The organism is Haloarcula sp. CBA1115, assembly GCF_000827835.1.
Taxonomy (GTDB): domain Archaea; phylum Halobacteriota; class Halobacteria; order Halobacteriales; family Haloarculaceae; genus Haloarcula; species Haloarcula hispanica.
Map to the genome: position 1 here is coordinate 37,802 of NZ_CP010530.1, position 23,760 is coordinate 61,561.

The window sequence follows — 23,760 nt, forward strand, 5'->3', positions numbered from 1 at the left end:
TTACGTATCGTCCCGGCCGGTGCCGTCTGCAACGATTTTTCCGCCATCAAACGCCAAAGCGAACTCCCGGCCAGAGGGATTCCCGAGGAGAGAGAGCTGATGGTAATGTGACGCATCGAGCCGTCCAAATCACCGTCGAGACGCTTTCTCGGAGGTAGTCCAGATGTCAGAGAGAACACGGCAGATCGGAATTATTTCCCAGCAGTATCCCCCCGACAAGAGCGGCCATGCTTCACGGATCCAGAACATGGCGACCAACCTCGATTCCCGGGGATGGGACGTTGAGGTGGTTGCACCACCGCCGTGTTTCCCACACGGTTCGTTCGACCGGGACTGGTACCGGTCGAAAGAGATTCGACAACAGGACGTGACAGTGCGCCGGCTCTGGGCCTGGCAACCGACCGAACCGAACCCGGGAATCGTGTCTAGGCTCGCCTACTATGTCACCTTTGCACTCCATGCGTTCCTGTGGCTCTTGATAACTCGGCGACGGTACGATGTCGTTATGACGACGACGCCGCCGATTTCGACCGGGCTTGCGGGTTTTGTCACGGTGCTTACGAACTCCCTCTGGGTGGTAGATGTCCGCGATCTCTGGATCGATGCGTCAGTGTCGCTGGGATTCATTCCCGAAGATGGGATCATAGAGCACGGCAGCCGGTATTTCCAGCGACAGGTCCTCCATACGTCGGATGCGATAGCAGTGACGACGGAGACATTAGGCGACCATCTCTGTGAGCAGTACGGTGCCGCGCTGTCTGAAAAGCTCCTGTTGGTTCCAAACGGCGTCGACATGGACCGCTTCGCTTCGACCAAATCGGGCGATTCGGTGGTGGACAGCGACGACCCGGCTATCGTCTACGTCGGTAATATCGGCCACGCACAGGCGCTCGATGAGTGTATCCGAGCGATGGGGCGGCTCGACAACGATGCGGAACTCTATTTGATCGGCAGCGGCGACGCAGTCCCGCACCTGCGGGAGGTCGTCACGGAGGCAGGCGTCGAAGACGCCGTTGAGTTCACCGGCCCGATACCTCACGAAGCGGTTCCAGCAGCACTCGACGACGCCGCCATCGGTATCGCGCCGCTACTCGACGACTCGGAACTCGACTACGCCATGCCGACGAAGGTGTACGAGTACATGGGCGCTGGACTACCAGTCGTTACGACTGGACAGGGTGAGCTCGAACGGTTCATCGAGCAGTCCGGCGGTGGTATTCACACTACGCCTGATCCCGGCGGTATCGCAACTGCGTTTGACAGCTTACTCGCCTCAGAAGCCAAGCGCCGCGAACGGGGGCAATCCGGGCAAGACTACGTCAGTCCGACCTACGACCGGAGCCATATCGCCGTCCGTTTCGATGACCAGATACGTCAGCTTATGGACGGTACGTCGACGGCTCCAGCTGGAGAATCGAACCGAACGAACATCGCGCTTGACCACGGAACGACAACCGACGCCGGACCACGGAATGAGTGATACGACGCTCACCGCGCTGTTGGACCGCGACCGAGTGCCGTTGCTGTATCACACTGCACGAAACATGCAGCCCCGGCAACTGGCCGGGATAGCGGAGCGAAAGCTCCGTCATCTCATCGTGCCAGCGGTTCCAGTCGATTTCGACGCTCGCTACGAGGGGTCGGTTCCGGCATCACTGTCCGGCGCACCCGATCCCGTTGCGAGAAACACTGCTTTGCTCCGTGACGCATTACCCTCGTCAGGACAAACCGATTTCCGCGAGTTGTCACAGGGCATCGCTGCCGGCGAAGTGACGTTCAGAAATCGGACAGTGACAGTCGAGTCCGCGTCCGGCGTCGACTGGGAGGGGGCTGGTGTGCCCGAACCGTCGACGCTGTGGGGGCTCCAGTTTCATGGATTCGCGTTCCTCATGTGGCCAGTGTTGGGGTATCAGTCGCCAACTGACTGCACCGCAGTCGAAGAAACCCTCGAACAATGGCTTCGTGATTGGGACAGATCGGGGTCAAACCGGATCGGTCAGCCGGCGTATTTGCGTCGCTCGTGGACGCCCCACGCGGTTTCGCTTCGGATCCTCAATCTGGTCAGATTCTATGCCTGGGCTGAGGACGTGCTTGAACCGCCTCACTCGGCACGGCTCCGAAAGCTCGTTTACAAAAACGCCGCGTTCCTCTCGAATCACGTCGAACACGATATCGGCGGGAACCACCTCATCGAGAACGGTGCGGCGCTGGTCATGGCCGGTCTTTTTTTCCCCGAGTCCGGCCAGCAGTGGGTCAAACAGGGGCTAGATGTGCTCGTCGAAACGGCCGAACAGTTCCGTGCGGACGGCGGCCACTTCGAGCGCAGTCCGATGTACCACGCTGTGACGGTGACGCGGTATCTGACTGTCATCAACCTCCTGAAACGAGTCGGTCGGGAAATCCCTCCGGAGGTTCAGCGGGTCGCGACTGCGGGCGTTCGGTTCCTCCGTGACATGGAGCCACCCGACGGACGCCTACCACTCCTGAACGACTCGGTGTTCGGTCTTGCCTTGCCTCTGCAGAGCTGTCTCGCGTATGCCCGTGCAGTGGGCATTGAACCGACCGATGAGACCACATCCGCGCAGAACGCGCCCACTGCATCGGGGTACTACTGGCTCGGAACCGGTCGGAGCCGCCTCCTCGTCGACGGTGGTGCAATCGGCCCGCCGCATCTCCCCGCCCATTCGCACAACGACCACTTCGCTGTCCTCTGGTGGGCCGACGGGCAGCGGATCCTCACGGACACGGGAGTATTCGAGTACCTGCCAACGACGGAGCGCCAGTACTCACGGAGTGTCGAAGCGCATAATACGGTTCAATACGACGACGTAGAGCCCATTCAGACTGGGGGAAGCTACTTGTTCGGCCGTCGAATCGAACCGGAAGTCGCGTACGAGCACCGCGATGGTCTGACGTGCTTTGATGGCCACTATCGAACCGAGTCCTCGTCACAGCCACAGTACAGTCACCGCCGGCACATCTACGGATCTGACACGTGGTGGCTCGTCTGGGACACTGTCTCGGCCGAAAAATCCGCTCCGATACGGAGTCGATTGCACCTAGACCCGGCCGTCACTGTCCGGTCGACACCGTCCGACGGTCAGCAGCATCTGGTCGTCAGTTCCCTAGAGGGCGGTTCAGAGACCGGAATCGCACATATTTACCCGCTGGATACAGACCGAATTACCCGCGACCAGCGTCCGTACTATCCCGAGTTTGGACGCTCGATGCCACGTACGGGCATAACCCTTCGGACGGATGGCTCGGACGTTTCGTTTGGATTTCTCTTGAGCACGGACGATATTGATACGGTAGACGTAACCCGTGACGGAGACGAGGCAACGGGGGTTCAGGTGGGGACCGTGTTTCAGCCACTCACATCTATCGAGGACTGACACCGTCCGGTGTTCACACCTCTGTAATTCGTTTCGCTCTTCGCGTCCGAGTTTCCAGTATGGTCGTCTGGGTCGCTCTTATGTCTGCAGGCCCTTGCCTTCGAACTCCGCGTACAGTTCCCGAACGCGGGTAGCGTACCCGTCCCAGGTCCAGCCCTGATTGACGAGTCGCTGGTGGCCGTTCGACCCCAGTTCTGCTAACCGGTCAGAATCGGTGGTAAGCGACTCCAGTGCATCGGCAAGCGCGGTCGCATCGCGAGGCTGGATGAGTACGCCGGTCTCTCCGTCGACGACTTGCTCGGAAACACCACCGATATCCGTCCCTAACACGGCGGTTTCAGCCGCCATTGCCTCGTAGATAACTGTCGGTCGGCCTTCTGCGCGACTGGGTAACACTAACAGGTCAGCGACGGTCAGCCACCGGCGAAGCGCCAGCGATGTGATGCCCGTATAGACGTGGCGGCCACTGAAATCACTCTCTGCCAGCGCCGCTTGAAGTTCCGAGCGCTGTGCCCCACCGTGGCCGATGAAGACAAACTCGGTATCAGGAAGCGACAGTTCCGGGAGGACAGTCGTTACCTCCGGGATACCCTTTCGTTCGCAGAACTCGCCGACGAACAGTGCCACGGTGGCGTCAGCATCGATGCCCAGTTCCCTGCGGAGCTGTGACTCCTGGTCAGTGGGATAGCGCTCAGGGGTTGCGCCGATAGGGACGGTCTCGACTTTCTCTGAAGAGACGTGGGAGCGAGCGGTATCAGCGAGTGCATCACTCACACACAGCACTTTTGAGCACGCCGTGAGCGTTTCGTCGACCCGTGACCGGACACCCCGAGCGAGGTCTTCGTAGTTGTTCATGAAATGACCGTGTGAAACGACAAACAGCGGAACATCGTGGTTACGACAGTACGGCAGTAACCCGTACCCGTCAAGGTAGATGTGACACGCCTGAACGAGGTCGGGCTCCTCAAACGTTTCATCAACGTATTCCGAGACTCGCTTTGCGAACGAATCGCCCGAGAGGCCGTAGAACAGTCGCTTTGGGAGGAGGTACCAGAACCGGGGGTGGTGCACGTCGTATCCGTCCCACTCCTCGACAGATGGCAACATGTTGTACTCCGATTTCGGGCCAACAGGCGGTGCAAAAGGCCGCGGCGCAACTGCGTCCACGGACAGTCCACTGTCCTGCAATGAGCGGATAATTCGATGGTTGAAAAGGCCGATATACGGATTGATACTGTCGGGATGATTAACAGCACTAGCCAGAACCCGTGACACCATTAGTGAACAACTCGATAGACGCGGGCTAAGTTATGGCTCCTTTACTCCGCCACTACTGGCCGCACGCTCCTGGGGTTGTCTCGTGCGGTGTGACGCATCGAAGCCGAGGTCATCCAAGATGTACTCGGATGCGTTCCCGTCGCCGAAAGGCAGCTCCCAGTCGCCAACCTTTGGCCGCATCTGTCGGGCACCGGCGACAATATCATCCGGCCGATGGCCGACGATACAGTTCGCACCAGCAAACACAGTCTCAGGCCGTTCGGTTCCGTTCCGGAGGGTGACACACGGAGTGCCCAGCACACAGGTCTCTTCCTGAACACCACCGGAGTCGGTAAAGACCAGCGAAGCCGTACTCTCTAGCCGCAGGAAATCGAAGAAATCCAGCGGTTCGACTGTCCGAATACAGTCCGGAACCGAGAGATCGAACTCCTCAAGCCGGTCTTTCGCACGCGGATGGACGGGATAGATCACGTCGTTTTCACGGCGTGTTGCGGCTGCTGCCACGCCGAAGAGAATATTCGCAAACCGGTCTCTGTCGTCGACGTTCTCGGCGCGATGGGCTGTCAGCAGGTCGAATTCACCCGGTGAGAGGTCGAGATCTGCCAGAATCGAACTCACCGACGATGACGTGTCGTCATAAGCCATAACAGCATCGACGATTGTGTTTCCAGTGACGGTAATCCGATTATCCGAAATCCCTTCCTCCCTGAGGAGGTTTGCGGTCTCCCCTGTAGGTGGATACAGGTGATCGACCGCATGGTCAATGATGATCCGGTTTCGCTCTTCCGGCATATCACGGTCGTAGCTCCGGAGTCCCGCCTCGATATGTGCCACTTCGATATCGAGTTTACTTCCCGCGAGCGCGCCAGCAAGCGTGGAGTTCGTATCGCCCTGCACGAACAACACGTCCGGGTCTGCGTCTTTCAGGTGCTGTTCGATGCCGATTACCATCTCACCGGTTTGCTCTCCATGACTTCCCGATCCGACATCGAGGTTGACCGCTGGTGGGGCAAGGTCAAGCTGCCTGAAAAAGACCGTGTCCAGGGACTTCGAGTAGTGTTGACCCGTATGGATAACGATTGTCGATACGTCACGGCGATCACATTCCTTGATGACTGGCGCGAGCTTGATGATTTCCGGCCGGGTTCCGAGGACGAACGCCGCCGTCGCGTTCGCCACTAACTCTCACCCCCGCCGCAGTATCGGCCATGGGACAGGTCACTAGACATCATGTCTTCAAGACAGGAATTCGTGGGCTTTGTTATGGAGTGCTTTTCCCGAGACAACACAGTTTGAACGAAATAGTATTTAGCTGATAGGTACGAGGCGATGCGGGAGGATTCGTTTGATGTGCTGGCTGATTCTGTGAGTCGTTCGACCGCCAACAGTAGTTGCAGCGTAAATGAGAAACGTGGGTTCAAACGGATACAGAGCAAGTGCCCGGAAAAAATATCGTCGAGCCATGTCGTAGTATCTCGCATTCAGCGATGCGTTTCCGACCCGGTAGGCAGACCAGGCTAACATTTTCCGTTCGAACAGCGGTCCGTAACTGGCCGCGAGGTCGCGGTACTTTTCGATGAACAGCTCATAGCTCTCTTCGAGGACTTCGTAGTCATCAGAAATACGATTGTGGGCGCGACGGTCGTAAATGACGAGCGGTTCGTCGACGGCGGCGAACTCACATTTCGTCGATGCCGCCACGTACCATTCCAGATCCGCCCATCGGGGTATCGTCTCGTCGAAGGGGGTCTCCTTGGCGATATCCGAACGGACCATGACCGAAGACTGTGTCCCGACGACGTTCCGACAGAGCAACGCCTTCGTCATATCTCCGTCTGGCTGGTCTGGTGCCCAGACTCGGGTAACGCCCCCGTCGTCGTCCACTACTTTCCGTCCAGTGTAGACGACACCGACTTCGGGACCGCTGTCCTGAAACGCATTGACCTGTGTGGCTATCTTTTCAGGATCCCACCTGTCGTCGTCGTCTAAGAAGGCGATGTACTCGCCCGAGGCGACCTCGATGCCGGTGTTCCGAGCGGCGTTTGCGCCCTGGTTCTCGGCGTGCCTGTGGATCTCGAAGCGTTCGAAATCCGGATCTCGGTCGTTGAGAACATCGTCAGCAGGAGTCGGTGAGTGGTCGTCAACCACGATGAGTTCAATCGGATCGTATCGTTGCGCAGTGACTGTGTCAACAGCCTTCTGTAGGAATTCCGGCCGGTCATAGGTGGTTATTACTACCGTTACAAGCGGATTCGCCGAATGTCCCTCGTTTTCGGTCATCGGTTCGGTAACTGTGTTATCTGATGTCTTGGGCCCCTGAAATCGCCTGTAACCGGTTGATGCAGGCTGTGAAGGTACGACACTACGACCACCGTTCCTTATCGTATGAACGCTCTTTCATGGCTACCGTAGTTTTCTCAGGACACATCATCGGAGCAACTGGTAGCTGAGAATTCGCTGTTGTGGAATTTAGTTATATAAACGCTACCCGAACAGTGAGGCAATGAAAACAGTATCTACTACAGGTATCCCCAAGTACGCTCAGTATATTTATTACTGCGAGTCTCCTTCTCTCTCGTAACATGGTGAACACTTTGGGGGATATCACCAAGCGACAACGCGACTCTCGAAGATACTCTATCCCGTATTTGGGCGATATAGTCACAGCTCTCTCAGCTTTCTGCAGTAACAAGGGCAAAACAGTTTGTAAATGCCAGACAAGCAACTAACCCGTCGGAGCCTATTAGCTGCTCTGGGGATCTCTGGAACTGGCATAGGACTGTACGCGATTGACTCAAGCTCTCGGGGCGAGAACAGGAATCAACCATCGGATGGTGACGACAACAGTCCCACGCCCAGTCCTAGTCCCAGTACCGACAGCAGTCCGAACGACCAGACACCACAACAGCAAGAGACGCCTGTGGTTGCCGATGTAGTTGAGTACGGAGCAAGCGTCGATGGAGAGACTGACGATACTGCCGCGATAAAACGGGCCATAGATGCTGCCGCACCGGACGGAATAGTTGAGTTCCCTCCCGGAGAAGTGCTGATAAGTCCACAGCGTGACCTGCCGGGCGCTATCACTCTTGACCAGAGACAGCAAAACGTCACGCTCCGCGGTCCCGAACAGGAGACAGCAAGACTCGTCATGGCACCCGGACAAGATGGAGTCCATTATGGACTACACATAACACCGAGAACAGGTAGTGAAGATGACGAGATACGTCTCGAACATTTGACTATTGATCTCAACTCGGATAAGCAAAGCGGCGTCGGAACCGCGATTAGAACGAACGGCGCTGATGGTCAGTTGGCAATGCGGGATTGTGTGGTCACTTCGACACGCAACTCTGGCGTGAAGATGGTCGGTGGGATGGATGCTGACATCAGATACTGTACGTTCAAAGACAACGGGGACGAGTCCTACGCCCATGCGATCACTCCAAACCAGACCGCTCAGAAGACCCAGACGGTGATTAAGAACGTCTACTGTACCAACCAACGGGGTGTCTCGATTGATGTAGGGTCAGACGAAAACAAAGATCTACAAACAGTCCGAGTCGAGGAGTGTATAATAAAGAATAGTTTTGGAGCGCTGAAAGTTGATCCCACAGCCGCCTCAGTGAGCGTAACGAATACACAGATGCTTGGCGACGCAGAAACACGGATTCCGGTTAAAATGAATCCGTTTGACTTCTATATGGCTGACATACGACTCGATAACGTTCTGATAGACGGAGGTGGCTGGCCCGGCCTGGATTTACCGAACCGCTCTACGCTCCAACTCAATGAAGTTGCAATAAAAAACGTGGACAAAAACAATGTTGAACGAGGGAATGATAGAGGAGGGATTCGAACGGAGAAACTGGACTTCGGAACCTCTGGGCGGATCTCGATTCATAACGTTGGGACGGACAACAGCGGGCCCGCTTTGAAAATATTCGAGGGGTCGGGCTCGATTGACGAAGTCATTCACGACGGGACAGGGGGCCTCGGCCGAAACGACGGTGTAACAGTGGCACGCGAGACTCAGGGAGGCGACCCACTAGAGCCGGATGTAGTATCCGAAAGTGATGTCGGGCCACGGACGAAGTGATTTGTAAAAATAACCTCTCAGTGATAATGGCCGTCCGTCCGATATAGACTATCCAATCAAGGTAGGAGCTTAATAATTAGTAGCACAAACTGAGTGGCAAATTGACATATGGAAGTACTCGCAAGTCTCCGGGATAATCCGGAATTCCTTCTGCAAGCGGTAAGGGATCCGGGCCTTATTGGACTTGGAATTAATAAGATGTACTATGAGTTTACGGGGGGTGTGGAGTACAACACTTCCGGGACCGATATCATCGCCGATGAAGACTGGGACAATCTAATTCTACTTGATGCGTGCCGGTATGACGCCTACACTGCAACGACCCCGTTTGTCGGCCCGATAGAGATGCGTGAATCTCGGGGAAGCACAAGCAGACAGTTCGTCAGAGGGAATTTCAATGGGAAGCGATTGCACGACACTGTCGTAATCTCCGGTAACCGATGGTATCTCGACCTCCAGAATAGCGACGACTTCGACTGTGAATTCCACGCGTACTATGATGTAGAACGAGATGCAGCAGACGGGTTTGTCCCCAGTGCGGAGGCCGTTACTGAGGCCGCGCTGGATAAGATCGGACAGTATCCGAATAAACGCTTGGTGATTCATTACATGCAACCGCACCATCCATATATCGGAACTGATATCGACGGATTCGAACAGAAACGGGTGGATATGCGTGAGTATGTGCGGCGAAGTTCAGTTGATACGGACACTATCCGAGCAGCGTATCAGGATAACCTCCAGTATGTACTAAAACACGTTCAGCGCCTTGTCGAAGAATTAGAGGGAAAGACAGTTATCAGTGCAGACCACGGCGAGGCGCTCGGAGAACGGCTTTCACCGTTTCCTGTTAGTTGGTTCGGTCATCCGATCAGAGTCTACACTGACGAGCTGGTTCAGGTCCCGTGGCACGTCGTCTCGAATGAGTCACGACGAACGATCAGATCGGAATCGCCGCGGAGCCAATTGACAGATATCGATCAAGCAGAGATCGAACAGAGTCTCAAGGACCTTGGATACAAATGAACGGTCGACCACCTCGTGGGTAAGACCATACGAAGTCGCTGGCCTGTCTACCACTGGACAGTGGCGATGGCATACAGCTACTGACGATATATCGGAGTTAGGAGGAGGCTACCACTCCTCATTATTTCTACTCCGAATGGGAGTGCTTCGAATTACCAGCAAATAAAACCGGAAAAGAGTATTTGACTGGTAACAATACGGGTAGTAAGAGAGAGTATCAACATCCAATATTTTATCGAAATGAGCTAAATCGGAACAACGGTTATTAGAGTAATTAGTAATTACTGGCGTGTGAAACCAGAAATATTCGCGGAGCTGACCCGGACGAGCGCGGTATTAGCACTACACAACCAGGACACAACTCCTGACACGGAGGTGCTGTAACCATGGCACAAGATGTTACCGACCACGGTGCTGTCGGAGACGGTTCAACGGACGACACGGCCGCGATCAGAGCGGCGGCTGACGCTGCGTCCCCAGGTGGAACGGTCTATTTCCCGGCCGGCACATACCTTGTCGGTTCCAACAGTCCCTTCCCGCTCGATTATCCGATGGACGGAAGTTGGGATAATCTCACGTGGAAGGGTGAGGGTTTCGGTTCGACAGTCCTTCAGATGGTCGGAGGGCAGTCACGCTGGCACATGATGTTCCGCGCCCGCAGCAGCGACGGGTCACAGATGACAGGTGTTCGGTTCGAACAGCTGACGATGGATATGAACGGCAGCCAGCAATCCGGTGCTCCAGGGAGTGGCTGGTTCCGCGTGTACGACGGGAGCGGAACCTTCACCATGCGCGATTGCGTCATCAAGAACTCACTCAACTTTGGCGTCCAGCTTGGCGATGATATCGCTGGAGACTTCAAGTACTGTCAGTTCTCACGCTGCGGTGATCCAGATGTCTCGGCCGGGCACGCGCTGAATCTGAATCAGTCGTCGAAACAAACCACAAACATCTCGTGGTGTCTCATTGAGGACAGCGCAGGGACCGATATTGATATCGGAGATGACACCACCGCGGACTACCAGACAGTCATCGTCGAACGGAGTTATTTCTCTGCTGGACTCGGCGCAGTAAAGATCGACCCGGGCAACCTCAAGACGGTTCTTCGGAACACCTACATCGCTGGTGGGAGCCGAACGACTCGGGGAATCAAGACCAACAACGACAACTACGACTGTGGCTCGCTTGAATTGGAGGACGTTGTCATTGAGAACTGTGGGGGTCCCGGAATTGACCTCGGTGGCGGCGGCCACGGTACTCTGACACTCAATCAAGTTGCAGTCAGAAACGTCGAAAACGATGGCATGCGGTCCTTTGGCGGCTACTCAGGCATGGGTATCTATGCGGAAGGTGTTGACTTGGGAACATCCGGAACCATCTCCGTACACAATGTCAGTCCGAACAACGATGGTATTGCTCTCTTCTTTGACGAGAGTTCGTCCGGGTCAATTGAAGAAGTCAGACACGACGGAACGAGTGGTATCGGTAGTCTCAGTTCCGTCACAGTCGGGACAGCCGCGGCCGGTAGTACTCAGCTGAAGCCGGACACGGTGGCCAAAAGCGAAGTCGGTCCACGAACTAGCGAGAGCACTACCGACGGAACAAACGAATCCGAAGAGACGACGGAGGAGACCAGCGGGTCGATCAACCTCGGAAACCTGGGGGGCTACAATCAGCCGGCAGAGGGCGTACTAGACTGGCATATCCCCCTGAACGAGAACTTCCAGAGTATCGAGTCGGATATTATCAGTCTTGCTGAAAAAGTGAACGAACTCGAAAACAACTGATGCGCCGTCCGGCGTGGCCCTGCTTCCAAGTTTGTTTGATCGGTTTACGTTGAGACAGGTGCGAATCGAACGAGGGGCGAATAGCTCGTTTTACAACGTTGTTTTCGGCCATTGAATGTACATAGTGTCGGGAGACAGTCGTTCTGGAACGGTTTTTGCAAGCATAACTAAACCCAAATACGCCGATGGCTGGTGTATGCATACCGACGCTCGAAGCTGGCTCACCGAACTGGCGTCGGGGATCCAGAACAAGCATCCGGCGGACATCGCCCGCTCGCTTCGCGGAGCGTTCAATGGTCCCTACTACACACTGACAACCAGGTATCCGATCGGAACGAATATATTCGAACGCGACTGGGACTTGCTTCTCGTCCTCGATGCCTGTCGTGTCGACGCACTCCAAGCAGTTGCACCCGAGTATGAGTTCATTGACGATGTCGGTTCGATCTGGTCCGTCGGCAGTGCGTCACACGAATGGATCAGTAAGACGTTCACAAACGACTATCAGGAGGAGATCGCGGAAACGGCGTTAGTGACCTCAAACCCGTTTTTTCCACAGACATTCGAGGACCGGACATACCCACCAAAGGCCTATACAATTCCGGTAATGTGGCCAGACTGGGATATTGTGGAAAAAGACGCCTTCAAGAAGTTCCTCCACGTCCACAATCACGATTATGACGACTACTTCCCTGAGGCCCCGCCACAGGTAATGACCGATTACGCTATCGATACCGCCCGAACCACTGAGTTCGAACGGATGGTGGTACACTACTTACAGCCACATACGCCGTACATTGCAGAGGCCTACGAGGAAAATCGGCCGCTTCTGGAGGTTGAAGCGGATCCGTGGACGGCCATGGAGCAGGGGACGGCATCCGTCACAGAAGTTAAAGAATTATACCTGGATAACCTCCGGTTCGTGCTGGATTCAATCGAACTACTGCTGCAAAACATCGATGCCGAGAAAGTCGTGATTACGGCCGACCACGGTGAACTCTTCGGTGAAATGGGACTGTATGGCCATCCTGAAGGATTCGCCCATCCGAATTTAAAAAAGGTACCGTGGGCGACTGCAACTGCTACCGACACAAACGAACACACACCGGAAGTAGACGAAACACGACAGGAGGCGATGGGATCCGATACCGAACAGCGGCTTGAAGATCTCGGTTACTTATAATCGAAGCGACGGTCTCCCGGACTGAAAGTACCGTCATCGGTCTGTGCTGTAAGCGGGAACGTGTTTACGCCCCGCGTGATTGGATTAGTCCGTGACATATCCAAGGTCGGCGAGATGATCTTTCATCTCATCTGTCATTGTCCGCTGTGTGTCGGTCGACTGTGACTCGCCAACTCGGTTGATGGCCTCTTCAAACGCGGCCCGGTATTCGGCGGCGACCGATGGATACAATTCGAGAACGTCTGTCTGCTCGTCCGGGAGTTTGTACAGCTGACTTCCCTGTTCAGACTGCAGAAATTTGAATCGTTTGCCGCGGAGGGCATGCAGAAGTCCCGAATGATAGCGATCAGTATCGACAGTCGGATCATGTTCCGTCATCTGTGTGATCGCTGTTTCGTACGTGTCGTTCCCGCGTTGGCTAAGAGCATAGGTTCGGGGGTCAGCACGTGGGTCCTGACCCTGGAATCCGTCCAGGGAGTCAGGACTGGCGCCAGCCTCTAAAAGCAGCGCTTGCATCACGTCAATGTGCTGTAAGAGCGTATCGGCCGGGAGATCCGCCAGCGATTGGAGTCCGTGAACCACCATTGGGACGTTGACCAACCCGTCGTGGAGCGACAGTTGATGGCCGAGCACATCGTCTTCGCCCAGTAGATCACCGTGATCGCCAGTCACAACGAACACTGTCGGACCCAGATCAAGCGAGTTCAGGTACTCGAAAAATTGCCCGACATACCAATCAGTGTACGACATGAGGCCATCGTACATCGCAGCGAGAGCGTTGTCGGTCCGATCGGAGAAGTCACATCCGGACGCCGTAGACCGGTAGTGGTTCGAACTCACTTCGACCGCTGTTTCGATTGCTTCATCGGTTGTCTGTTCGAGAGTGTCCGTGAACGTATCTCGGAACGACAGCGGTGGTGCGTACGGAAGATGCGCACCTAGCGTATGCACAAACATGAAAAAGGGCTCTTCGGACCCCTGGAACGACCGCAATCGACGTTTAGCAAGATCCAGAGCCAGGTAATCTGTCCGGTGCTGGTCCGTCGACAGCGTATACCCTCCGGAATGTGTCCGTAGTTTGAGAGCATATTTCAACAGCGTCCGGACTCCAACCGTACTGAGGAAATCAGATTTGTTCACGAGGTCGAACTGATCAAATCCACGCGACAGACCGGTTGAATCGCTGCAGTAGGCATTCTGCGAAACACCGGCTGTATGATAGCCAAGGTCCGAGAAGCGCTCGGCTACGGTCGGTATCTCTTCGGGTAAGACCTCGTTCCACAGCCCCGTTCCATGATACGAGGGGTAAGTCCCAGTGAGCATCGATGCATCGGACGGAAGCGACCACATAGCATGAGTGATGCAGTTCGTAAAGGCCTGCCCGTCGGCCAGGTTCGCAATACGCTGCATGTTTGGAGTCGTATCGCGGGCCTCCGGAGCCATACTCGTTCTATCGGCCCGGACGCTGTCGAGCGTGAGCCAGATGATATTCGGTTGTGTCGACATTACTCGTATTGGAAACTACTGGCGGTCCTGATAGCTTAAGTTTACACTGCGTAACGGCTCTCAAGTAGAGTAAGCACTGAGTTATTGGGTAATTCCCCCGGTAGCTGTAATCCGATAAATACGAACTTCACCGTTGTCGTATAGCTGACCAACGGTGGGGTCGTTCTGTAATTTATCGTAATCCGCCGGTCGGAATCTCCACTGGTCTTCGTACTCCGGATACATTTCCTGATAGAACTCCCGACCCTTCTTCGTGATTATCATATACCGGTCGCTGTCGTACGACGGCCCCAGCGTCGCGTTGCGGTCGTACGAGAAATGATCCGGAGGCCTCGGGCTGCTCGGGTCGATAACTTCACGACGAGAAGACTTGTTTTTGCCGTGATACGCGTCGCTAAACCTGTAAAACGAAATCCCGTACTCGACGGTCTTCGTGTACCGATTTCGATTGTCAAGCAGCCATTGTGAGCCTTCGAGTTCCTTGTCGGTCACCTGACGACTGGTTTCCGCTGCTAAAGGGGAGTGATACAGTGTCACAACGCCAAACACCGTATGAGAGAGCAGTAGTAAGCATAGAAAACCGGTAACTAGGTGTCTCATTTCGTACCGCTGGTAGAGTTTATAAAACAGCGACCCGGATAGCAAAACAGCGAAGATATTGACATAAATTAACGGCCGTCCGAAGCCAGCGATAAGGTTAAATACCAAAAACAGCACAGCCAGACCCAGGAAACCGATGAAAGATAGCGAAAACGATAGTTCGTACTCGGATATCTCAGGCATATCGGTCAGCGTGTCGTACGCTATCAGTAACAGATAGAGCCCGCCGATACCCATCAACACTCCAGAGAGTCCGTATTTTGCGAAGCCGATAACTAGTATATCGCTGAGTTGCGGGGACGTTTCGCTGACCACGGAGCTGTACTTATCCAGTTCCGAACCACCGCTTGACGTGCCGAGAAGGCCCTGAATCGCCTCTCTGCTTCGGTTTAATATCGGCTCGAACGTATAATACCACGAGAAAAACAGTGCAACCATCAGTTGGATGGTGACTCCCTTCCCAGTAGAACCACGCCATGGAGAAATCGTGTCCACAGAGGGGGTCAAGCTCCCGATATGGTTCGCAACGAAATACGCTATTAGACCCAGAATAAGGAATGCGGTCGTCAAAGGATGATAGATGACAACAGCCACGAGGACGATCAACAGAACCGCCCGTGATTGGAGCGAGCGAGTCCGGCGCTCACGGAAAAATACGTAGAGGACAAACGGAACGAGCAGTGAACTCTGTGTGAACGGGGATGGGTTCACGTATGCCCCACCAGCGACGAGCAGGAGCGCAAATGGCAGCGTCAGAAGCGCTCGTCTACCGTCGTAAAGCCAGGTCACCAGCACATACCAGGCCAGGACGGAGAACAGTGGAATGATGACCGAAATCGAGTTTATTATTTGAAGCGGGTCGATGCCGGTCACATACGAGAACGATAACGTCAGTAAGTGGATGTTCGGGTAGATGTCCGACGGCGGGAGTGCTCCCAGCGAGTGGATATTCCGAATAAAGCCCACGTGCGTGAGAACATCTGCGCGGTCATACGCTTGGTAGCCGCGAAAGTACGGGAGCAAAAACAGTACGGCCTCGACAGCCATGATAATTACCACGCCCAGGGGCCACGAGCGGAAGTCGGTTCTGTCGGTCAGTGCCGCCCTGAGAATCACAAGTTGGCCCGAAAAAATGCCGAAAAGCACGAGACCCCAAAAGAGCATCGGATAGCCCCGATATATCGAGAACTCGTACTCCTGTGCCTCGGGAGTGAGAAACACGATGATCGTAAGCAGCAAAACAGCGGTAGCACCGCCAACGAGCAATCCCGAGTCCAAGAGTTCTTGCTGTCGGTCGTTCATGCGTCTTGTTCACCTCGGAGCAAACAGCGACGGGTACTATTTCGCTCTAACATAGCTGTGAGTGGCTGAGACAGGACCTGAGGCGGTTCTGAAAGATATTGAATACACATGTATTATTGCGTGATATTGATCCAGATGTGGACATCTCGGTATGCATTTTCGAGAGTCGGATTCGCCGGTGGCGCCCCCTTGTACAGGAGCACCACTAGCCTGTGACGGTCAGCGTCCGCTACCGTGTTTGCCGTGATCGGCATTGCCTGACGTGACACGTCGCCGTCACCGACATTTACTGAGAGGGTGTCAATCGTGGTTGCCCGTGTTACAGTCCGTTCGCCACCGGATGTCGAGACGGATTGCAATCGAGTGACGACGGTGTATTGAACGGTTTGGCCCTCGTGATTCCCTACGGAGACGACAAGCTCAGTTTGCTCGCCCACCTGAAGCGAGGTGGGATAGCCGTCAGCAGTTAGATTACCAGTTTCCGCTTCCTCTGTCAGGATGGACAACTCCGTGTATTGTTCTCCACCGTTGGTCTGTGTCAGCGCCGCACCCGCGATTCCAGCGCTAAGTAACAGAAGGCAGACTGTGATCACCTCGGCTGCGGATCGGATCGTCGGCTTCGACTGAAACGAACCGGTCAGTATCGATGTCAGTCGTTCAATGGGTACGCCAGCACTCTGTGAGTCAACGATGCGATGGATAATTGCGATACCCGACATCACAGCGGTGAGCGCGGCGACTGTAACGACTGTGCTTACAGGTCCAATCGGCCACGCAACGAAATTTAGTACCAATACAGACAGCGGCACAATTGCGATACTGAGACCAACGGTCAGTACCACCCCCTCAGCGAATGAAATAGGGTAATGGGTGATCCGCTGTTCGTCCGCCATAGCAGACTGCGAGTATATCGCAGGAAAAAGTGATGTCAAAACTGTATAGCCCGGAAGAACGAAAATAAAGAGGAATCCAAGGGTCACGCGAATCGGTGTCGGCACTGCGTTTGGTCTCCGCAAGCTAATAATCACGGCCGCCATTGATATCAGGAGGACTAGTATGAGATCCGCACTGAGTGAGAGGAACCCTTTGATATCCGTGCTGTCGTCCGGCATTCTACAGGCCCCCGCTTGTACCCATTGCCGTGTCACCTGCCAGATAACCAAGACCCGCTATCAGGGCGGGGTTCACGTGCCAGCTAATACCCCAACGATGATTCATCGCTTCACAATGCTCCATACACGCTGATTGTTAGTTTGGCTCTAACGACCTCACAGCGGATTGTATGGATCTCAATTGCAGCCACGACTCCTCGGAGGACGAATTGGTTGTAGCCCCCGCTTATAAGTTAGATAGGTGCAAAGCGGCAACCACAGACTGCGTATATAATAATACCCCTGCTTGAGGGATAGTAAACAGCACATAATTGTAAGACAGTCCTGTCAACAGTGGATTGATGGTAACGCCCCTACAGGATGGGTTAGGAGGACCAGGCAGTGACAGACCGTGACGAAGGCACTCTTGATGCGAGACTCCCGGAACACCCTTCCGAGCTTGGGTTAGTTAATCAGGATGGGGCGGGTTCGGACGAGACCTCATCCCGTGGGTGGCCGACCGAGCAGTCAAAACTACTCCAAACGATAGTTGGGGCGCAAGCGGTCTGGATGCTACTCATGCTTGTACTGTTGATCGGTATCGATATGCTGTCCCCCGACCTCTATTTCATCGTTTCATTCCACGGTTTGGTCGGACTTCGTCTGCTGTTTGCACCGACAGACCAGCCACCGGATTGGTGGCGAAAGCTCGATATGCTTGTATATATAGGGTTTGTTATACTTGCAGCGGTTATTTTCCAGGGGCCGTTACAACTTTTCGAATGGCAGTAGTTGGATTTCCTCGGGTAGAACACTTCTAACAAAACGTGAAAGGGTAGATTGTACTGGTGAATGCCTGCTACTACCCGCTGTGTGTACTGCGTTCTATCCCGCGTGATTCGTTGGCCGGACACTGAACTACTGCGGCGAACAGACTCCACTCCCGTATCAACGGAGTCGCTGAGCACATAACAGACAGAGATGTACCGAACGTGCCATTGGCATTCGATGGAGGCTACTCAATGACCAGCGCTAGTGTGGGGGCTGAACCGGACCTGGCGTTTTATATTCCAAACCTGACTGTTGGTGGGGCCGAACAGGTTACTGTCAATATCGTTAATGGGCTGGCCGGTAGGGGCTACGATGTCGAACTTGTAGTGTCACATCCGGGTGGCGAACTGCGGACAGCGGTCGCCGATAGCGTCGCCGTGATCGAACTGGCTGACGTGCGTATTCCTGGCATCGGTATCGGTGCCCATCTGCACAAACTAGCGCAATACTTGGGGGACACAGAACCAGATATCCTCATTTCTGAGAAAACCGACGCAAATATCCTTTGTCTGGGTGCAAAACGAGTGGCCGAGTCGACTACGACAGTTGTTCCGACAGAACACATTGCGTTCGGGATGATGCCCGACGAATCGCTGAAGTCGAGAGGTGTCCGGAAAGTAGCGGCACAGCTTTATCCAGCAGCGAATGACCTGATCGCTGTATCAGACGGTGTCGCCGACAGCCTCGGCGAAAAGACAGCCGTGGACCGAGGGGATATCTCTGTTCTTCACAATCCAGTCGAAATAACCACAGTTCAGGACCGGGCGCATGAGCCGGTATCACACAAGTGGATCGAGGACCCTGACACCGATGTGCTGCTGTTCGTCGGTCGTCACCATCCCCAGAAGGACCTCAAAACGTGGCTCCGGTCATTCAAGCGCGTTAACGATACGTTACCGGATACTCGTGCAGTAATCGCAGGCCGCGGGTCAGAAACCGAAACGGTCCGTGAACTTACCGTCGAACTGGGGCTCACTGAGGTTACGTCTATTCCAGGTTACGTCGATAACCCATATCGGTTCATGAACCAGGCTAGCCTGTTCCTTCTTTCCTCTCAATTCGAGGGATTACCCACAGTATTGATCGAGGCGATGGCCTGTGGGTGTCCGATCGTCTCGACAGACTGTCCGAGCGGTCCGCGTGAGATACTCGCAGATGGAGAGTATGGAAGACTTACACCAGTCGGGGATGTCGATTCAATCGCCACTGCCGCCCTGGAAATGTTAGAGAATCCGACACCGGCAGCAGTGTTACAGGACCGCGCAGCCGACTTCGCACCGCAAACTGTTCTTAATGACTACGAGCAGTTTATTGAAACGAGACTCGGGTGAGCAGTACCAGAGTAAGCCACTTGGCGAGTAGTAGCTTAATAACTATCCTGTCTGTTTCCATCGTGTTGGATAAATGGACAGTGAGCGTGTCGGGAACCACGGTAAGCCTCTCATAGACCGGGTTTCAGCACCTGAGATGTGTCGACAAGATGTCTCAGCAGGCGACGACAGTAGAACAACTGTTTGTGAGGGCCTGGCTGGCTCTCCTCACTCCGCTAGTGGAAAATGACACGGATACTGAATTGGTTACGTTCTCTGGCTTCTCGCATAAAAACCATACTGACCCCGGAAGGAGGGTTATTAGAGCAGTCCGTCACCGGCGGAATCTGGCTTACCGCGCTTAACATCTCCGGTCGTATATTTCAGATCCTGACTCTAGTGGTACTGGCACGGCTTCTGGATCCGCGTGCATTCGGTATTGTCGGACTTGCGTCACTCGTTATCGTCGGCCTCCGACGTGTCTCGAAGCTCGGTCTCGACGACGCTCTCATCTACAATAAAGACGAGAACGTCGATAGATATCTCAACACCGTCCTTGTGATGAAAGGAGTTCGTGGGCTTGTCATCGGTGGTCTCGTCTTTGTCGCTGCGCCACTCATCGGCCAGTTCTTTTCAGAACCGGCGCTAATCAGTATTGTACGCGCAATGGCAATCGGTTCGGTTGTCATGGGCTTTCAGAACCCGGCGATTGTCTACTTCAAGAAGGACCTGAACTTCCATAAGGAGTTCGCGTACGAAGTCGGAGCTGAAGCCGTGTACTTCATCGTCGCGTTCGCGTACGCGCTCGTGAACCCCACAGTTTGGGCCCTTGCATTTGCATATATAGCTCGAAACGTCGCCCGGTTCGGGCTCTCGTATCTGCTCCATGAGTACCGGCCGTGGCCGTCCTTCGATACGGACCTGGCGCGTGAAATGATAGACTACGGGAAGTGGATCACTGGCTCAAGTATCCTGAACTACATCAGCAACGAGGGTGACGACATCTTCGTCGGCTGGCTGTTGGGGTCAGCAACTCTCGGGTTCTATCAATTCGCGTATCGGCTCTCGAACGCCCCTGCAACCGAAGTAACACATGTGATTTCCCGCGTTACGTTTCCGGCGTATTCGAAGATCCAAGACGACATGGAAGCGCTACGGGCCGGGTTCTACCGAACGATTCGGCTGTCGACGTTTTTGGTCGCTCCGATGGCCGTTGGCATCGCAGTCGTCGCTGAGCCGTTTGTCCTCGCGTTTCTGGGTGAGCAGTGGTTGCCGATGGTCCTGCCGATGCAGATCCTCGCTATCTATGGCTTGATCCGCGGGTACATCGCTTCATTTGGCTCTGTCTGGCGTGCAACTGGGAACCAAGATTATCTGGTCAAGCTACAGGCGCTGACTATCGGCCTCATCGCCATCCCGATATACCCAGCCGCAACCGAGTTTGGGATTGCAGGTGTTGCGGCGACAGTCGTGGGTGTGTACGTATTCATTATGGTGCCTTTGGACATGTATCTCGCTGCTGCTGCTGTCGAGGGGAGTCTCCAACGGTTAGCCATTGAGTTCGCCTACCCGCTTCCAGGGGCAGCGGCAATGGCCGCAGTAGTGCTGTGGGTACAAGAGATGATCTCAGTCATTCCAATCGTAGAGTTCGCGGTGCTTGTCGTCGTAGGTGCGGCTACATACGCGGTATCCGTTTTGTTGATGGAGGCTGGCAGCGAGTGGGGGATCATCAACGAGTTGCGGTCACTAGTAAGGACTATCTGATAGCTGTGGCCGTAATATTCTAACAGTCTATATGCCAGTATCCAACATATAACAGAGTAGTGAAACGACCAGAATGCTATCGATGAGAGTCTGCGTTCACGGACTCGGGTACATCGGGATGGCCACTGCGTCGTTGTTTGCGAACAACGGCCACGACGTAGTCGGATTCGATACCGATGACCGAGTCCGCAGCCAACTCAAACGAGGCGAGCCAGATGTTTCGGAAGACCAACTCGAATCCTATGTCCGAGCGGCAATCGATTCGGGCCTGACGATAAGTGATGAGCCGGTGCCGGCTGCATATCACATTATCTGCGTCCCGACACCGTATGACAAATCGGCCGGCAGTGCTGATCTCCGATACGTCAAAGAAGCCTCCCAGACTGTCAGCTCGTTGCTACGCCCCAACGATGTCGTCGTCCTTGAGTCGACCGTTCCCCCCAGCACGACGGCAACAGTGGTTGCACCGATACTCTCTCAGTCGGGATTAGAACCCGGCGAAGACATCGGACTGGGATACGTCCCCGAAACCATGCTCCCGGGGAACGCGATCACCGAATTACGTTCAAACGACCGGATCCTCGGCGGATACGACAGTGCATCTACTGCCGCAATCAAGAACCTGTATGAGGCGGTTCCCACGGGCAGTCTCAACGTTGCCCCTGACGCTACAACTGCTGAATTCGTCAAACTCGTACAGAACGCGTTCCGGGATGTCAATATCGCGTACGCCAACGCCTTAGCGCTCATAGCCAGAGACTATGGAGTTAATGTACGCGATGCAATCGAATTAGCGAACAGTCATCCACGAGTCGATATTCTAAACCCTGGACCGGGTGTCGGCGGTCATTGCCTCCCTGTAGACCCGTTCTTTTTGGGCGCTAATTCGGATAATACTGACCTGATCGACACGGCAAGGCAAGTGAATCAGCGCATGCCACATTACGTCGTCGACAGACTCGCTGAGGAACTGGGACCGCTCGACGACAAGACGATTGCTATCTTGGGCGTCGCATACAAAGGGAATGTCGACGATACGAGGAACAGCCCAGGACTCGAGATTGCACGGACGATAGTGGGCGCCGAGAGCGAGGCCCCCAGTCTTGAACCAGACCGGCAAGATACTACTTCGCTCCGTTTATGTGACCCCTATGTATCGAACAGTCGGTACGATTTGGAACCGCTTTCCGATGCTCTAGACGGAGCAGACGCGGCGGTACTGGCGACAGCACACGATGAGTTCGCAGACCTTTCGCCGGAGCGGGTCGGTTCGCTCCTCGATACCCGCGTAATTTTTGACACGCTCGATGTCCTCGACTCGGAAGCGTGGACGGAAGCGGGGTTCGACCTGCTGCGTATTTAAGGACAGGGTGCGGGGTTGAAACCCGTTCCAGTGTCAGTGCCGATACCAGACATCGACGTGGTGGGCCGGACCGTAGGACTTGCCGACGATATCCAGCTTTCCGTCACCGTTCATATCAACTAACTGTGCTTCGTGCGTGGGAATCCCGGAAACGACGGTGTGGTCCCGGAACTCTCCGTCCCCGAGGTTTTCGAAAACCAACTGCTCGGGACTGGCGTTTTCCCCGAGCGACATCTCACCGACGTAGATGTCGGGATATCCGTTCCCGGTCAAATCTGCGGTTTGAAGGCTATGTGGACAGAACAGATCGTCTTTGAGAACCGTCGGCGACCCCGCCGGATACTCGACCACAGCGAGGCGACCCGGATGCGTCCCGTACGTTGGTGAATCACCCTCAGAGAGAATGATTTCCGGCGTGCCGTCTTGATCGAGATCGGCAACGGTGACCCGCGTATCGTCCCAGCCCGTACAGACATCTGAACGAACCCAGTCGCCGTTGTCGTGGTGATATACGTTCGTCCCAGCAACCACCTCCTTCGTTCCGTCGCCGTCGATGTCGGCCACAGCGAGCCCCTCGATACGGATGTCTTCGTCGATGATGTGAGCGTTCGAATCAGGCCACGGTTCCTGGGACGGAGCAGCCGGAATATCGTAGTAGAAGACGGTTTCGCTGTCCTGTGAGAGTCCGATCAGTTCGGCGTCCCCATCGTTGTCGACATCAGCGACGAGCAGGTCGTGGTACTTCTCGAACCGATCGGATATCAGATGCTGTTGCCAGGGATCCGTCGGCGATTCCGGTTGCTCGTACCAGTACACATTCGACCGTCCGAATCCCTGTCCGACGACGAGGTCGACGTTTCCATCGCCGTCGATGTCTGCGAGGTCGGTTCCGACGCCAGGGTGGAGATCGGTCTCCGTCGCAAGCGTGTGCCGTTCCCACCCCGGGTTCTCGTACCAGAAGATGTTCGTCTCAAGCCGAGGTGTGACTCGACTGAGTGGCCCGTGTGTCGGAACCTGAATTCGATTGCCCGCGACCGAAATTGTCGGATTTCCGCCCATCCCCGTTACGATGATATCTGGTCGACCGTTGCCAGTCAGGTCCGTGGTTTCAAGACTACTTAGTTTGCTACATGGCGGGTCGTCATCGATACGTTCGTGAGAGAACTCCATGTCGACGGATTCGAGGGACACCGGTATTGTTATTCTAACCCTATCAGGGAAGGATCAC

The 23,760-nt window shown here is 54.9% G+C and carries 17 protein-coding genes and 1 pseudogene; 11 read left to right on the forward strand and 7 right to left on the reverse strand.

The annotated features are described in order from the left end of the window. The first annotated feature begins 163 nt into the window (after window positions 1-163). Together SG26_RS17195 and SG26_RS17200 are read left to right on the forward strand one after the other, a co-directional pair. Window positions 164-1,480: a glycosyltransferase family 4 protein gene (locus SG26_RS17195; protein ID WP_050038318.1), complete on the forward strand. Its 1,317-nt coding sequence runs from the start codon at window positions 164-166 to the stop codon at window positions 1,478-1,480. Then, a complete protein-coding gene (locus SG26_RS17200) occupies window positions 1,473-3,395 on the forward strand; it encodes an alginate lyase family protein (protein ID WP_228841598.1) in 1,923 nt (640 codons plus the stop codon). Before SG26_RS17195 ends, SG26_RS17200 begins: the two co-directional genes overlap by 8 nt. 78 nt (window positions 3,396-3,473) lie before the next feature. Here the strand turns inward: SG26_RS17200 and SG26_RS17205 are convergent, their stop codons facing one another. The 3 genes from SG26_RS17205 to SG26_RS17215 form a co-directional block, all read right to left on the reverse strand. Further along, a complete protein-coding gene (locus SG26_RS17205) occupies window positions 3,474-4,673 on the reverse strand; it encodes a glycosyltransferase family 4 protein (protein ID WP_014031159.1) in 1,200 nt (399 codons plus the stop codon). 30 nt (window positions 4,674-4,703) lie between these two features. Further along, on the reverse strand, window positions 4,704-5,852 hold the full coding sequence (gene wecB, locus SG26_RS17210; protein WP_014031158.1) for a non-hydrolyzing UDP-N-acetylglucosamine 2-epimerase: 1,149 nt from the start codon (window positions 5,850-5,852) through the stop codon (window positions 4,704-4,706). Between the two features lie 129 nt (window positions 5,853-5,981). Further along, complete coding sequence (locus SG26_RS17215; protein WP_014031157.1) at window positions 5,982-6,953, reverse strand: glycosyltransferase family 2 protein; 972 nt, start codon at window positions 6,951-6,953, stop codon at window positions 5,982-5,984. A gap of 640 nt (window positions 6,954-7,593) precedes the next feature. On the opposite strand from SG26_RS17215, the gene SG26_RS20810 reads away from it, so the two are divergent. The 5 genes and pseudogenes from SG26_RS20810 to SG26_RS17240 all read left to right on the forward strand — a co-directional run bounded on the left by SG26_RS20810 (window position 7,594) and on the right by SG26_RS17240 (window position 12,765). After that, window positions 7,594-8,769, forward strand: a complete 1,176-nt coding sequence (locus SG26_RS20810; protein WP_228841597.1) for a glycoside hydrolase family 55 protein — start codon at window positions 7,594-7,596, stop codon at window positions 8,767-8,769. A gap of 108 nt (window positions 8,770-8,877) precedes the next feature. Further along, window positions 8,878-9,795, forward strand: a complete 918-nt coding sequence (locus tag SG26_RS17230; RefSeq protein WP_023843000.1) for a hypothetical protein — start codon at window positions 8,878-8,880, stop codon at window positions 9,793-9,795. A 386-nt stretch (window positions 9,796-10,181) separates the two neighbouring features. Beyond that, window positions 10,182-10,259 (forward strand): annotated as a pseudogene (locus tag SG26_RS22220) (hypothetical protein); the annotation flags it as partial. 297 nt (window positions 10,260-10,556) lie between these two features. Continuing rightward, window positions 10,557-11,582 (forward strand): right-handed parallel beta-helix repeat-containing protein, encoded by a 1,026-nt coding sequence (locus SG26_RS17235; protein ID WP_369804316.1) that lies wholly within the window; start codon window positions 10,557-10,559, stop codon window positions 11,580-11,582. Window positions 11,583-11,778: 196 nt separating this feature from the next. Beyond that, entirely contained in the window at window positions 11,779-12,765 is a 987-nt protein-coding gene (locus SG26_RS17240; RefSeq protein WP_014031153.1) for a hypothetical protein, read from the forward strand. Between the two features lie 84 nt (window positions 12,766-12,849). Here SG26_RS17240 and SG26_RS17245 read toward each other — a convergent pair whose 3' ends face one another. The 3 genes from SG26_RS17245 to SG26_RS17255 form a co-directional block, all read right to left on the reverse strand. Further along, the gene (locus tag SG26_RS17245) at window positions 12,850-14,271 is read right to left on the reverse strand and encodes a sulfatase (protein ID WP_014031152.1); all 1,422 of its coding nucleotides are present in this window, start codon (window positions 14,269-14,271) and stop codon (window positions 12,850-12,852) included. A gap of 81 nt (window positions 14,272-14,352) precedes the next feature. Next, window positions 14,353-16,173 carry a hypothetical protein gene (locus SG26_RS17250; RefSeq protein ID WP_050038322.1) on the reverse strand — a complete coding sequence of 607 codons (1,821 nt, stop codon included), beginning with the start codon at window positions 16,171-16,173 and terminating at the stop codon, window positions 14,353-14,355. A 113-nt stretch (window positions 16,174-16,286) separates the two neighbouring features. Continuing rightward, the gene (locus tag SG26_RS17255; protein WP_014031150.1) at window positions 16,287-17,285 is read right to left on the reverse strand and encodes a DUF1616 domain-containing protein; all 999 of its coding nucleotides are present in this window, start codon (window positions 17,283-17,285) and stop codon (window positions 16,287-16,289) included. A gap of 381 nt (window positions 17,286-17,666) precedes the next feature. On the opposite strand from SG26_RS17255, the gene SG26_RS21235 reads away from it, so the two are divergent. The 4 genes from SG26_RS21235 (at window position 17,667) to SG26_RS17275 (ending at window position 22,532) form a co-directional block, all read left to right on the forward strand. Beyond that, window positions 17,667-18,056 (forward strand): hypothetical protein, encoded by a 390-nt coding sequence (locus SG26_RS21235; RefSeq protein ID WP_023842998.1) that lies wholly within the window; start codon window positions 17,667-17,669, stop codon window positions 18,054-18,056. Between the two features lie 230 nt (window positions 18,057-18,286). Next, the gene (locus SG26_RS17265; protein ID WP_050038323.1) at window positions 18,287-19,426 is read left to right on the forward strand and encodes a glycosyltransferase; all 1,140 of its coding nucleotides are present in this window, start codon (window positions 18,287-18,289) and stop codon (window positions 19,424-19,426) included. 225 nt (window positions 19,427-19,651) lie between these two features. Further along, window positions 19,652-21,169 (forward strand): lipopolysaccharide biosynthesis protein, encoded by a 1,518-nt coding sequence (locus SG26_RS17270; protein ID WP_228841596.1) that lies wholly within the window; start codon window positions 19,652-19,654, stop codon window positions 21,167-21,169. An 82-nt stretch (window positions 21,170-21,251) separates the two neighbouring features. Beyond that, window positions 21,252-22,532: a nucleotide sugar dehydrogenase gene (locus SG26_RS17275; RefSeq protein WP_044952871.1), complete on the forward strand. Its 1,281-nt coding sequence runs from the start codon at window positions 21,252-21,254 to the stop codon at window positions 22,530-22,532. A 33-nt stretch (window positions 22,533-22,565) separates the two neighbouring features. On the opposite strand, the gene SG26_RS17280 is transcribed toward SG26_RS17275, so the two are convergent. After that, entirely contained in the window at window positions 22,566-23,723 is a 1,158-nt protein-coding gene (locus tag SG26_RS17280; protein ID WP_014031145.1) for a VCBS repeat-containing protein, read from the reverse strand. Window positions 23,724-23,760: the final 37 nt, after the last annotated feature.